Below are 13007 nucleotides of genomic sequence, written 5' to 3'. Positions count from 1 at the left end.
GGCGATCGGGCGGACCCCGCGGTCCAACCCGGCGACGTACACGGGCGTGTTCGACCACATGCGGCGGCTGTTCGCGGAGACGACCGAGGCGAAGATCCGCGGCTACCAGCCGGGCCGGTTCTCCTTCAACGTCAAGGGCGGCCGCTGTGAGGCCTGTGCCGGCGACGGCACCATCAAGATCGAGATGAACTTCCTCCCGGACGTGTACGTCCCCTGCGAGGTCTGCGGCGGGGCCCGGTACAACCGGGAGACGCTCGAGGTGCACTTCAAGGGCAAGACCATCGCCGAGGTCCTGGACATGCCGATCGAGGAGGCGAACGAGTTCTTCTCGGCCGTCCCGGCGATCTCGCGGCACCTGCAGACGCTCGTGGACGTCGGCCTCGGGTACGTCCGGCTGGGCCAGCCCGCGCCGACGCTGTCCGGCGGCGAGGCCCAGCGGGTCAAGCTCGCCTCCGAGCTGCAGAAGCGGCAGACCGGCCGCACGGTCTACGTGCTGGACGAGCCGACCACCGGGCTGCACTTCGAGGACGTGCGCAAGCTGCTCGGCGTGCTGGGCAAGCTGGTCGACGCCGGCAACACGGTGATCGTGATCGAACACAACCTGGACGTGATCAAGACCGCGGACTGGGTGATCGACATGGGACCGGAGGGCGGGGGCGGCGGCGGGACCGTCGTCGCGATCGGGACCCCGGAGGACGTCGCGGCCGTGCCGGGCAGCCACACCGGCGGGTTCCTGCGCGACATCCTCGCTGCCCGGCGTACGGCGCCGGCCCGCAAGGCGCCGGCGAAGGCGGCGGCTCCGCCGAAGAAGACCGTCCCCGCGAAGGCGGCTCCGGCGAAGGAAGCGCCGGCCGAGAAGGCTTCCGCCCGGAAGGCGAAGGCCTCGGCCTGAGCGGCGGGGCGTCAGGCCCGGCACCGGGCGGCCCCGGCGCCGGGCCGCAACGCCGGGCCGCAACGCCGGGCCGCAACGCCGGGCCGGAGAGGGTCGGTCGGAGGGTCGGCCGGCCAACCGGTCGCGGGCGCCCCGGCCGGCCGCCCGGTAGCGTCACGCGGCATGGGGTGGTGGTCGCGGGATGTGATCGAGCCCGGGAAGCTGCCGCTCCTGCTGTGCGCGGCCGCGTTCGTGGTCACGTTCCTCGCGACCCGGGCGATCACCCGGATGATCCGGGCCGGGGTGGGCCCGTTCAAGGACAGGGTCAGCGCGAGCGGGACGCACATGCACCATGCCGTGCCCGGGATCCTGCTGCTCGTGATCGGCGCGATCACCGCGGTCGGGGTCCGCGGCCGCTCGCCCTGGCAGGAGCTGGCCGGGGTCGCGGTCGGCGTCGGCACCTCGCTGGTGCTGGACGAGTTCGCGCTGATCCTGCACCTGCAGGACGTGTACTGGTCGGACCAGGGCCGGCTGTCGGTCGAGATGGTCAGCCTGACGTTCGCCTGCCTGGCCTTCGCGCTGGTCGGCACGCTGCCGTTCGGCATCAGCGACGTAGGCCCGACCGAGGAGGGCGTGCGCGGCGGGATCGCGGGCGCCGTGACCGTGCACGCGGTCCTGGTGCTGGTCTGCGCGGCGAAGGGCAAGTACCCCACGGCGTTGTTGGGCATCTTCCTGCCGGTGTTCGCCTGGACCGGCGCCGCCCGGATCGCCCGGCCGAACTCGATCTGGGCCCGGCGCCGGTACGGCGAGGCCAAGACGGCCAGGGCGGCCCGGCGGGCCGAGCGGTTCGACGCCCGGTGGGATCCGGTCGGGGACCGGATCGCCAACCTGATCGCCGGCCGCCCGACCGCGGCGGGGAGCTGAACGCACGCAAACGACCCCCGCACCGCGGCGCACGGAAGGCTGCGGTGCGGGGGTCGGTCGTCTGTTCGAGCCATGCGGGGAACACGGCGTGCCGTCCGCGGCCGCGTCGCGGCAGGCTCCCGGGCCGACCGATGTCCGGGCCGCGTACGGGATGGGCGGAGCCGCGTCGGGGTCGCGCTGAGCGCTGCCGTGCGGGGGAGCCTGCCGGTGCGGGGATGGGACGGGTCGTACGGGAGCCGCGTCGTCGCGGCGGGACGTGCTGCCGTGCTGGCAAGTCGGCCGTCGACGAGGGAGACCCGGGGACACCGTCCGCGTGGGGATGGGCAGAGCCGCGTTGGGGAGGCGCGCGAGCGCTGCCGTGCGGGGGAGCCGTGCCGTGCGGGGAGGCTGGACCGAGCGGGATCGTCGGGACCGGAAGCTGATGCAGAGCGTAGCGGCGCCGGAAGATCGACTACAGGCGCGACACGAGCGAGGTTTGCCGTCAGTCCCGGCGGAGCATGCGCGCGATCTCGGCGTCCAGTGCCGGCGCCCAGGACTCCCGCCCCGGCGGCACGAACGCCTCGGTCTCGGCCAGGAACTCCCGCATCGGCCCGGCCGGCACGGTCACCACGCACGGCAGCGAGGCGGCCCGCAGGGTCAGCGTGACGTGCTCGTCCTGCCGGGACATCGAGACGTGCCCGGCCGGGCGGGAGACGCTCGGGCTGCCGTCCTCGGCGGACAGCACCGCCCGCAGCGCGTCCCGCAGCAGCACCCAGCGGCCACGCAGCAGGGCCGGGTGCGCGGGCCGGGCGCCGACCACGACCACGACCGCGAGCGGGTCGTTCTCGGACCAGGACAGCCGCAGCACCGGAAGATGCCCGCGCCAGGGCCGGCCGTCGCCGAGGACGATCTCCCAGCTGACGTTCTCGGTCATCGCACGGTCCCGGTCGTCGGGGGTCGGGGGCTCCGGTCGTCGGCTCGGCCGGTTCGCCCGGCCGCGGACCGGGCACTTCGAAGGGTCGCACCCCGCGGGGTGGGCCGCCACTCGGCTGACCCGGTCGGTGTCCCCGGCGAGCCGGAGCGGCGCGCCGTGCGCGCGTACTCTCGGCCCGTGCCCGACCCGACCACGTACCGGCCTGCCACGGGCACGATCCCGGAGCAGCCAGGTGTCTACAAGTTCCGGGACGAGCGCGGCCGGGTCATCTACGTCGGCAAGGCCAAGAGCCTGCGCCAGCGGCTGAACTCGTACTTCGCCGACCTGCACAACCTGCACCCGCGGACCCGGCAGATGGTGACCACCGCGGGCAGCGTCGAGTGGACCGTGGTCACCACCGAGGTCGAGGCGCTCCAGCTCGAGTACAACTGGATCAAGGAGTTCGACCCGCGGTTCAACGTCCGCTACCGCGACGACAAGTCGTACCCGAGCCTGGCCGTGACGCTGTACGAGGAGTTCCCGCGGCTGCAGGTGATGCGCGGGCCGAAGCGCAGGGGCGTGCGCTACTTCGGGCCGTACGCGCACGCCTGGGCCATCCGGGAGACGCTCGACCTGCTGCTGCGGGTGTTCCCGGCCCGGACCTGCTCGGCCGGGGTGTTCAAGCGGGCCGGCCAGATCGGCCGGCCCTGCCTGCTCGGCTACATCGGCAAGTGCTCGGCCCCCTGCGTCGGCCGGGTCGACGCCGACGAGCACCGCCAGATCGTCGAGGACTTCTGCGACTTCATGGCCGGCAAGACCGACAGCATGATCCGCCGGCTGGACAAGGAGATGGCGGCGGCCGCGCAGGAGCTGGAGTTCGAGCGGGCGGCCCGGCTGCGCGACGACATCGGGGCGCTGCGCCGGGCGATGGAGAAGCAGGCCGTCGTCTTCGGCGACGGGACCGACGCCGACGTGGTCGCCTTCGCCGAGGACGCGCTGGAGGCCGCGGTCCAGGTCTTCCACGTCCGCGGCGGCCGGGTCCGGGGCCAGCGCGGCTGGGTCGTGGACAAGGTCGAGGACGTCACCACCGGCGACCTGGTCGAGCAGTTCTGCCTGCAGGTCTACGGCACCGACGACGGGGACAGCCCGCCGCGCGAGGTCCTGGTGCCGGAGCTGCCGCCGGACGCGGCCGTGCTGGAGGAGCTGCTCGCGGAGCTGCGCGGCGCCCGGGTCAGCCTGCGGGTGCCGCAGCGCGGGGACAAGCGGTCCCTGATGGAGACCGTCGCCCGCAACGCCCAGCAGTCCTTCCAGCAGCACAAGCTCAAGCGGGCCACCGACCTGACCGCCCGGTCCCAGGCGCTGGCCGAGATCCAGGACGCGCTCGGCCTGGACACCGCGCCGCTGCGGATCGAGTGCTTCGACGTCTCGCACGTGCAGGGCACCAACGTGGTCGCCTCGATGGTCGTGTTCGAGGACGGGCTGCCGCGCAAGTCCGAGTACCGCCGGTTCGCCATCCGGGGCACGGGCCCGGGCGGGCCGGACGGCGGGGTCGAGGGCGGCGACGTGCAGTGGATCCACGAGACGATCCGCCGCCGGATGGCCCGCTACCTGGACGAGCGGATCGACACCGGCGAGGAGGCCGACGACAACGCCGATCCCGCGGGCGACCCGGCCGCGGCGCCGCAACGGCCGGGGCCGCTGGACCCCGAGACCGGGCGGCCGCGCAAGTTCGCGTACCCGCCGAACCTGATGGTGGTCGACGGCGGCGCTCCGCAGGTCGCGGCGGCCGCGGCCGCGCTGGCCGAGCTCGGCATCGACGACGTGGCGCTGTGCGGGCTGGCCAAGCGGCTGGAGGAGGTCTGGCTGCCGGGCGAGGACCAGCCGGTGATCCTCCCGCGCACGTCCGAGGGGCTCTACCTGCTGCAGCGGGTCCGGGACGAGGCGCACCGCTTCGCCATCACGTACCACCGGCAGAAGCGGTCCCGGGCGATGACGACCTCGGCCCTGGACGGCGTACCGGGGCTGGGGGAGACGCGCAAGAAAGCGCTGCTGAGGCAATTCGGCTCGCTGAAGCGCCTCCGCGCGGCCTCCGTGGAGGACATCATGGCCGTTCCGGGTGTGGGGCGGCGGACGGCCGAGGCGGTCTGCGCGGCGCTGCACCGGGAGGACGCGCAACCGGGTCCGGCCGTGGACCCGATCACCGGGGAGGTACTGGATGGCTGAGCCGGGCCTTGAGGTGGTCGTGGTCACCGGGCTGTCCGGCGCGGGCCGCAGCACCGCCGCCAAATGTCTGGAGGACATCGGCTTCTACGTCGTGGACAACCTGCCGCCCTCGCTCATCGCGGCCATGGTCGACCTCGGCAGCCGGACCTCCGGCGGGGTCACCAAGATCGCGGTGGTGGTCGACGTCCGTAGCCGTGCGTTCTCGGCCGATCTGCGGAGTGTGATCGGAGACCTGGACGAGCGGGGGTACCGTCCCCGCGTGCTCTTCCTCGAGGCGGCCGACGAGGTCCTCGTCCGCCGGTTCGAGAACGTCCGGCGCGCGCACCCGCTGCAGGGTGGCGGCCGGCTGGTCGACGGCATCGCCGCCGAGCGGGAGCTGCTGGCCGACCTGCAGTCGGTCGCCGACCTGGTCGTGGACACCAGCCGGCTGTCCGTACACGACCTGCGGCGGCAGCTGGAGCAGCAGTTCAGTGACGAGAGCGGGATGCCCGCGCTGCGGGCGACCGTGCTGTCCTTCGGCTTCAAGTACGGCCTGCCGATGGACGCCGACCTCGTCGCCGACGTGCGGTTCCTGCCCAACCCGCACTGGATCCCGGAGCTGCGCCCGCATACGGGTCAGGACCCGGACGTCCGCGACTACGTGCTCTCGCAGGAGGGCGCCGGTCGGTTCCTGGACGTCTACACCGAGCTGCTGCGGCTGGTCGGGGCCGGCTACCAGCGCGAGGGCAAGCGTTACCTGACCCTGGCGATCGGCTGCACCGGCGGCCGGCACCGGTCGGTGGCGATGGCCGAGGAGATCGCCAAGCGGCTGGTCGGCGACGGCGTCCAGACGACGGTGGCGCACCGGGACCTGGGGCGTGAGTAGACCGCCCCGCGTGGTGGCGCTGGGCGGCGGCCACGGCCTGGCCGCCTCGCTGGCCGCGCTGCGCCGGCTGACCCGGCACGTCACCGCGGTCGTCACCGTCGCCGACGACGGCGGTTCCTCCGGCCGGCTGCGCCGCGAGCTCGGCGCGCTGCCGCCGGGGGACCTGCGGATGGCGCTGGCCGCGCTGGCCGGCGACGACGAGTGGGGCCACACCTGGGCCGACGTGCTGCAGCACCGCTTCGGCGGCACCGGCGCGTTGGCCGGCCACCCGGTCGGCAACATCGTGCTCACCGGCCTGGCCGAGACCCTCGGCGATCCGGTCGCGGCGCTGGACACGGTCGCCCGGCTGGTCGGCGCGGTCGGCCGGGTGCTGCCGATGAGCCCGCAGCCGCTGGAGATCTCGGCCGAGGTCGCCGGCCTCGACGACGCCGACCCGGACCGGGTCCGGCGGATCCGCGGCCAGGTCGCGGTGGCGACCACGATCGGCCGGGTGGTGTCGGTGTCGCTGGTGCCGGCCGACCCGCCGGCCTGCGCGGACGCCGTACGAGCGGTGGCCGAGGCCGACCTGGTCGTGCTCGGGCCGGGGTCCTGGTTCACCAGCGTGCTGCCGCACGTACTGGTCCCGGACCTGCTCGCCGCGCTGGTGGCGACGCCGGCCCGGCGGGTGGTCGCCCTGAACCTGGCCGCGCAGCCGGGGGAGACCGCCGGCTTCTCCCCGCAGCAGTACCTGGAGGTGCTCGCGGCCCACGCGCCGGGCCTCCGGGTGGACGCCGTGGTGGCGGACACCGACGCGGTGTCCGACGCGCGTGGTCTCATGTCGGGCGTGTCCGCGCTCGGTGCCCGCCTCGTCCTCGCTCCGGTGGCAGCCGGGGACGGTACGCCGCGACACGACCCGAAGCGGCTGGCGACGGCATATCAGCAGGTGCTCGAAGAGTTGCCGGTCGTCGTGGAGCAGACGGCCGGGTTGGCACACGACGGGGGACGGAAGGCGGGGGTACGCCAGTGGCCATGACGGCGTCCGTGAAGGACGAGCTGAGCCGGCTGTCGGTGACCAAGACGTGCGACCGGCGGGCGGAGATCTCCGCGCTGCTCCGGTTCGCCGGGGGGCTCCACATCGTCGGCGGCCGGGTGGTCGTGGAGGCGGAGCTGGACACCGGCTCCACCGCGCGCCGCCTGCGCCGGGACATCGCCGAGGTGTACGGGCACGCCAGCGAGGTGCAGGTGCTGGCGGGCAGCGGGCTGCGCAAGGGCAACCGCTACATCGTGCGGGTGGTCAAGGACGGCGAGGGTCTGGCCCGCCAGACCGGGCTGCTGGACCAGCGCGGCCGGCCCGTACGGGGACTGCCGCCGCAGGTGGTCTCCGGCGGCGTCTGCGACGCCGAGGCGGCCTGGCGGGGGGCGTTCCTGGCGCACGGGTCGTTGACCGAGCCGGGACGGTCCTCCTCGCTGGAGATCACCTGCCCCGGGCCGGAGGCGGCGCTGGCCCTGGTCGGCGCGGCCCGCCGGATGGGCATCCAGGCCAAGGCCCGCGAGGTGCGCGGGGTGGACCGGGTGGTGGTCCGGGACGGGGATGCGATCGGGGCGCTGCTGACCCGGCTCGGCGCGCACGAGAGCGTGCTGGCCTGGGAGGAGCGGCGGATGCGCCGCGAGGTCCGGGCGACGGCCAACCGGCTGGCCAACTTCGACGACGCCAACCTGCGCCGGTCGGCCCGGGCCGCGGTCGCGGCCGGCGCCCGGGTCCAGCGGGCGCTGGAGATCCTCCGCGACGACCTGCCGGACCACCTCGCCCAGGCCGGCCAGCTGCGGCTGGAGCACAAGCAGGCCTCGCTGGAGGAGCTCGGCCAGCTCGCCGACCCGCCGATGACCAAGGACGCGGTGGCCGGGCGGATCCGCCGGCTGCTGGCGCTGGCCGACAAGCGGGCCGCCGATCTGGGCATCCCGGACACGGAGTCCAGCGTCACCCCGGAGATGCTGGCTCCCTGAGCGTTGTCCCGGGCGCGGTCCGGCTGCCGGCCGGCCCGGGCGCGGTCCGGCTCCCTACGGGCTGGGCTCCTGGAAGACCGGGTCGAGCGGGTCCGGCGGCGTGTTCGGCGGCGCGCCGGGCAACGTGGTGTCGGCGCCGGGCGTGTCCTCGGGAGCGGTGACGCCGGCCGCGCGCAGCCGCTCGAGCATGGCCTGCTCGTCGTCGGTCAGCGGCGTGGTCAGGTCCTGGTCACTGCCGGGATCGTTGTCCTCGCTCTTGGTGTCCATCGCGGTGTCGGGTACAGGTCCGTCAACCATGCCGCTGCTTTACCCCATGATCCCGGCGGCGATGCCCCGGCGCGGAGTTGTCCACAGGGTTGCCTCGATGCCGGAAGTCCGCCGGGCTCCCGGTAGGGTCGTTCCCGCAAACATCAGCAGCAGGGGAGGGTCCATCGTGACGGTCCGCGTCGGCGTGAACGGCTTCGGCCGCATCGGCCGCAACTTCTGGCGCGCGGTCGACGCCAGCCACCACGACATCGAGATCGTCGCCGCGAACGACCTCGGCGACGTGAAGACGATGGCGCACCTGCTCAAGTACGACAGCATCCTCGGCCCGCTCAAGCACGAGGTCGAGGTCACCGACGCCGGCATCACGGTCGACGGCAAGGAGATCAAGATCCTGGCCGAGCGCGACCCGGGCGCGCTGCCCTGGGGCGACCTCGGCGTCGACGTGGTGATCGAGTCGACCGGGTTCTTCACCAAGGCCGCCGACGCGCGCAAGCACGTCGACCAGGGCGGGGCCAAGAAGGTCATCATCTCCGCGCCGGCCAGCGGCGAGGACCTCACCGTCGTGCTCGGCGCCAACGACTCGGCGTACGACGGCTCGCAGACGATCATCTCCAACGCGTCCTGCACGACCAACTGCCTGGCCCCGCTGGCCAAGGTCCTGATGGACACGTTCGGTATCGAGCGCGGCCTGATGACCACGGTGCACGCGTACACGCAGGACCAGAACCTGCAGGACGCGCCGCACAAGGACCTGCGCCGGGCCCGCGCCGCCGCCATCAACGTGATCCCGACCAGCACCGGTGCGGCCAAGGCCATCGGCCTGGTGCTGCCGGACCTGGTCGGCAAGATGGACGGCTACGCGCTGCGGGTGCCGGTGCCGACCGGCTCCTGCACCGACCTGACCGTGACGCTCGGCCGCGAGACCGACGTGGCCGAGGTCAACGCGGCCTACGCGGCCGCCGCCGAGGGCACCCTCAAGGGCTACCTGCGCTACACCTCGGACCCGATCGTCTCCTCCGACATCGTCGGCGACCCGGCCTCCTGCATCTTCGACTCGGGCCTGACCAAGGTCATCGGCAACCAGGCCAAGGTCGTCGGGTGGTACGACAACGAGTGGGGCTACTCCAACCGGCTGGCCGACCTCGTCGCGCTCGTCGGCGCCCGGCTGAGCTGACGGCGGCGCATCGGTGAAGACGCTCGACGACCTGCTCGCCGAGGGGGTGTCGGGCCGGCGCGTGCTGGTCCGCTCCGACCTCAACGTCCCCCTCGACGGGACCCGGATCACCGACGACGGCCGGATCCGGGCCTCGGTCCCGACCCTGACCCGGCTCACCGGGGCCGGCGCCCGCGTGATCGTGACGGCCCACCTGGGCCGCCCGAAGGGTGCGCCGGAGGAGAAGTACACGCTGCGTCCGGTGTCCGAGCGGCTCGGTGAGCTGCTCGGCGCGGAGGTCGCGTTCGCGACCGACACCGTCGGCGACGACGCGCGGGCGACCGTGGACAAGCTCACCGACGGCGGCGTCGCGCTGCTGGAGAACGTGCGCTTCGAGCCGGGCGAGACCAGCAAGGAGGACGCCGAGCGGGAGGCGTTCGCCGGCCGGCTGGCCGCCCTCACCGGCTCCGGCGGGGCCTACGTGGACGACGCCTTCGGCGCCGTGCACCGCAAGCACGCCAGCGTCTACGACGTCGCCCACCGCCTCCCGGCGTACGCGGGCGATCTGCTGCTCGGCGAGCTGCGGGTGCTGTCCCGGCTGGCCGGCCACGGCGACGAGCTGCAGCGGCCGTACGTGGTGGTGCTCGGCGGCAGCAAGGTCTCCGACAAGCTCGGCGTGATCTCCGCGCTGCTGCCCAAGGTCGACCGGCTGCTGGTGGGCGGCGGCATGGGCTACACGTTCCTGGCCGCCAAGGGCTGGGAGGTCGGCCACTCGCTGCTGGAGAAGGACCAGATCGAGACCTGCCGCCGGCTGCTGGAGCGCGACGGCGACCGGATCGGGCTGCCCGTCGACATCGTCGTGGCCGAGGGGATCAGCGAGGACGCGGCGACGCACGTGGTCGACGCCGACCAGATCCCGGCCGAGCTCGAGGGCCTGGACATGGGCCCGGCGACCGTGGCCGCGTTCGGCGGCGCGGTGTCCGGCGCGGGCACCGTGTTCTGGAACGGCCCGGTGGGCGTCTTCGAGGTCGGTCCGTTCCGGGCCGGCACCCGCGGGGTGGCCGAGGCGATCGCGTCCAGCTCCGCGTTCTCGGTGGTCGGTGGGGGCGACTCGGCCGCGGCGGTGCGCCTGCTCGGGGTCGGCGAGGAGCGCTTCGACCACATCTCCACCGGCGGCGGCGCGTCGCTGGAATACCTGGAAGGCCGCAGCCTGCCCGGCGTGGCCGTGCTGGAGTCCTGACGTGGCCCGTTCCGCCGCCCCCCGCTCCGGGCGCCGGCCCCTGGTGGCCGGCAACTGGAAGATGCACCTGAACCACCTCGAGGCGATCGGGCTGGTCCAGAAGATCGCGTTCAGCCTCAAGGAGACCGAGCTCGAGGCCGTCGAGGTCGTCGTGCTGCCGCCGTTCACCTCGGTGCGCAGCGTGCAGACGCTCATCGACGGCGACAAGCTGCTGCTCTCGCACGGCGCGCAGGACCTCTCGCCGTTCCCGCAGGGGGCCTACACCGGCGACATCAGCGGCGCGATGCTGGCCAAGCTCGGCTGTTCGTACGTGGTGGTCGGCCACTCCGAGCGCCGGCAGTACCACCAGGAGACCGACGAGCTCGTCGCGGCCAAGCTGGCCGCGGCGTACAAGAACGGGCTCACGCCGATCCTCTGTGTCGGGGAGCCGCTGGAGATCCGTGACTCCGGGGAGCACGTGACCCACTGCGGCTCCCAGCTGGAGGCCGCGATCGCGAAGCTGCCGGCCGAGAACGCGCGCTCCCTCGTCGTCGCGTACGAGCCGGTGTGGGCGATCGGGACCGGCAAGGTCGCCACCCCGGACGACGCCCAGGAGATGTGCGGCGAGCTGCGCACCCGGCTGGCCGAGCGCTACTCCGGGGACCTCGCCGACCAGGTCCGGATCCTCTACGGCGGCTCGGTCAAGGGCAAGAACGCGGCCGAGCTGATGGTCAAGACCGACGTCGACGGCGCGCTGGTCGGCGGCGCCAGCCTGGACGGCGGCGAGTTCGCCACGATCTGCCGGGCGGCGATCCCGGCCCAGTCCGGCGCAGCCAGGCGGTGAGACGCCGCCGCCTCGTCCCGATCCTCGCCCTCGTGCTCGGGCTGGGGCTGGCGGCCTGTGACTCCGGTTCCCCGGCCGCGCCGGTGTCCGATCCGGCTTCGGTCCGGGGCCTGGACACCGGCAGCAGCGGGATCCGGGCCCCGTCGGCCCAGACCGGCGGGACCCTGACGCTGGTCACCGGTGCGGTCGACAGTCTCGACCCGCAGCGGTCGTACTCGCCCGGCGTCTGGAACGTCATGCGGCTCTACACCCGCCAGCTGGTGGCGTACGCGCCCAAGCCCGGCTCGGACGGCGCCCGGGTGGTGCCGGACCTGGCGACCGCGCCCGGACGGACCACCGACGGCGGCCGGACCTGGACCTACACGCTGCGCCCGGGCCTGACCTGGGAGGACGGCCGGCCGCTGACCTCGGCCGACGTGAAGTACGGGATCGAGCGGCAGTTCGCCTCCGAGGTGATCACCGGCGGGCCGACCTGGGCCCTGCAGCTGCTGGACGACAGGACCAAGCCGTACGACGGGCCGTACACCGACAAGGGCGGGCTGAAGACCATCGCCACCCCGGACGCGCGGACGATCACGTTCACGCTGGACCGGCCGTTCGCGGACTGGGACGAGGTGCTGGCACTGCCGGCAGCCAGCCCGGTCGAGGCCAGGGCCGACACCGGCGCGACCTACGGGACCAAGCCGCTGTCCAGCGGGCCGTACCGGATCGCGAGCGCGACCAAGGCCGGCACCATCACCTTCGCCCGCAACCCGCACTGGTCCAAGGCCAGCGACCCGGTCCGGACCGCGCTGCCGGACACGATCGTGCTCAGGACCAACGTGGTGCCGGCCGAGCGGGACCGCGAGGTCCTCTCCGGTGCGGCCGACGCCGACGTCTCCGGCAGCGGCCTGCAGCCGGAGGCGGCGGCCGAGGCGCTCAACGACCCCGCGCTGGCGGCGCGGGTCGACGACCCCAGCACCGGCACGCTGCGGTTCGTCGCGATGCCGTCCGCGGTCGGCGCCCTCGGCGACGTGCACTGCCGCCGCGCCGTGCAGTACGCGTTGGACAAGGCGGCGGTGAAGGACGCCCTCGGCGGGCCGTACGCGGCCTCGCTGGCGACCACGCTCTGGCCCCGGGCGCTGCCCGGCTACCCGGCCACCGCGCCGTACCCGACCGGCGAGGGCAACCGGGGCGACCTGGTCGCGGCGCGCAAGGAGCTCGCCGACTGCGGCCAGCCGAACGGCTTCTCGACCACGCTCGGCACGGTCAACGACGGCCGCGGCAAGGTCGCCGCCGACGTCGTCGTCCGCTCGCTGGCCCGGGTCGGCATCGCCGCGACCCCGAAGCAGTACCCGCGGGGCACGTTCCTGGCCTCGGTGGCCGGCGCGCCCGCGACCGTCCGGGCCGACGGCCTCGGGCTGATCGTGGCCGAGTGGGCGGCCGACTTCCCCTCGCCGTACGCGTTCCTGGACCCGCTGGTGGACGGGCGCAGCGTGAAGACCTCGGCCAACCCGAACGTGGCCGAGCTGTCCGGCGACGAGGAGGCGATCGACGAGGCCACCGCGACGCTCGACCCGGTCCAGGCGACCGCGGCCTGGCGCCAGGTCGCGGCCACGGCGATGAACACCGCCGGATACGCGCCGCTGGTCGAGGACCGGGCCGTACTGCTCGGTAGCGCACGGTTGCGGAACGCGTACGTGCAGCCCGCGTACCGCGGCTACGATCTCGCGTCGCTCGGAGTCGAGTAGGCTGACGCTCTCGGCACCATCCGTACTGCTCCGCGA

The 13007-nt window shown here is 73.9% G+C and carries 12 protein-coding genes; 10 read left to right on the top strand and 2 right to left on the bottom strand.

Annotation, left to right across the window (positions count from 1 at the left end):
- A partial coding sequence (locus tag VGP36_09145) for an excinuclease ABC subunit A (GenBank protein HEV7654883.1) occupies window positions 1-892 on the top strand: 892 nt, incomplete at its 5' end.
- Between the two features lie 162 nt (window positions 893-1054).
- On the top strand, window positions 1055-1795 hold the full coding sequence (locus VGP36_09140) for a hypothetical protein (protein HEV7654882.1): 741 nt from the start codon (window positions 1055-1057) through the stop codon (window positions 1793-1795).
- Between the two features lie 481 nt (window positions 1796-2276).
- Here the strand turns inward: VGP36_09140 and VGP36_09135 are convergent, their stop codons facing one another.
- Window positions 2277-2708, bottom strand: coding sequence for an SsgA family sporulation/cell division regulator (locus tag VGP36_09135; GenBank protein ID HEV7654881.1), 432 nt, complete (start codon window positions 2706-2708; stop codon window positions 2277-2279).
- 177 nt (window positions 2709-2885) lie between these two features.
- Between VGP36_09135 and uvrC the strand changes: the two genes are divergently transcribed.
- Genes uvrC through whiA form a run of 4 tightly spaced genes read left to right on the top strand, consistent with a single transcriptional unit; the run spans window position 2886 to window position 7758 of the window.
- Window positions 2886-4910, top strand: a complete 2025-nt coding sequence (gene uvrC, locus VGP36_09130; GenBank protein ID HEV7654880.1) for an excinuclease ABC subunit UvrC — start codon at window positions 2886-2888, stop codon at window positions 4908-4910.
- Complete coding sequence (gene rapZ, locus VGP36_09125; protein HEV7654879.1) at window positions 4903-5775, top strand: RNase adapter RapZ; 873 nt, start codon at window positions 4903-4905, stop codon at window positions 5773-5775. The genes uvrC and rapZ overlap by 8 nt, the downstream gene beginning before the upstream one ends.
- Window positions 5768-6787, top strand: a complete 1020-nt coding sequence (gene yvcK / locus VGP36_09120) for a uridine diphosphate-N-acetylglucosamine-binding protein YvcK (GenBank protein HEV7654878.1) — start codon at window positions 5768-5770, stop codon at window positions 6785-6787. Before rapZ ends, yvcK begins: the two co-directional genes overlap by 8 nt.
- On the top strand, window positions 6778-7758 hold the full coding sequence (gene whiA / locus VGP36_09115; protein HEV7654877.1) for a DNA-binding protein WhiA: 981 nt from the start codon (window positions 6778-6780) through the stop codon (window positions 7756-7758). The genes yvcK and whiA overlap by 10 nt, the downstream gene beginning before the upstream one ends.
- A gap of 54 nt (window positions 7759-7812) precedes the next feature.
- On the opposite strand, the gene VGP36_09110 is transcribed toward whiA, so the two are convergent.
- Window positions 7813-8055, bottom strand: coding sequence for a hypothetical protein (locus VGP36_09110; GenBank protein HEV7654876.1), 243 nt, complete (start codon window positions 8053-8055; stop codon window positions 7813-7815).
- A gap of 136 nt (window positions 8056-8191) precedes the next feature.
- Between VGP36_09110 and gap the strand changes: the two genes are divergently transcribed.
- From gap to VGP36_09090, 4 genes are read left to right on the top strand one after another with little or no spacing between them, the layout of a single operon-like run.
- A complete protein-coding gene (gene gap, locus VGP36_09105; GenBank protein HEV7654875.1) occupies window positions 8192-9199 on the top strand; it encodes a type I glyceraldehyde-3-phosphate dehydrogenase in 1008 nt (335 codons plus the stop codon).
- Between the two features lie 13 nt (window positions 9200-9212).
- Window positions 9213-10418, top strand: a complete 1206-nt coding sequence (locus VGP36_09100; protein HEV7654874.1) for a phosphoglycerate kinase — start codon at window positions 9213-9215, stop codon at window positions 10416-10418.
- A 1-nt stretch (window position 10419) separates the two neighbouring features.
- The gene (tpiA, locus tag VGP36_09095) at window positions 10420-11241 is read left to right on the top strand and encodes a triose-phosphate isomerase (GenBank protein ID HEV7654873.1); all 822 of its coding nucleotides are present in this window, start codon (window positions 10420-10422) and stop codon (window positions 11239-11241) included.
- Window positions 11238-12971, top strand: coding sequence for an ABC transporter substrate-binding protein (locus tag VGP36_09090; protein HEV7654872.1), 1734 nt, complete (start codon window positions 11238-11240; stop codon window positions 12969-12971). The genes tpiA and VGP36_09090 overlap by 4 nt, the downstream gene beginning before the upstream one ends.
- Window positions 12972-13007 lie beyond the last annotated feature (36 nt).

The organism is Mycobacteriales bacterium, from assembly GCA_035995165.1.
In the GTDB taxonomy this organism is placed as follows: Bacteria; Actinomycetota; Actinomycetes; order Mycobacteriales; family CADCTP01; genus CADCTP01.
The sequence above is the reverse complement of the archived record's forward strand: the minus strand, read 5'-3'. Positions and strand labels throughout refer to the sequence as shown.

Excerpts from the sequence above, each read along its gene's own strand:
- VGP36_09140 (HEV7654882.1), top strand. The coding sequence starts at position 1,055 with ATGGGGTGGTGGTCGCGGGATGTGATCGAGCCCGGGAAGCTGCCGCTC.
- VGP36_09135 (HEV7654881.1), bottom strand. The coding sequence starts at position 2,708 with ATGACCGAGAACGTCAGCTGGGAGATCGTCCTCGGCGACGGCCGGCCC.
- rapZ (HEV7654879.1), top strand. The coding sequence starts at position 4,903 with ATGGCTGAGCCGGGCCTTGAGGTGGTCGTGGTCACCGGGCTGTCCGGC.
- VGP36_09110 (HEV7654876.1), bottom strand. The coding sequence starts at position 8,055 with ATGGTTGACGGACCTGTACCCGACACCGCGATGGACACCAAGAGCGAG.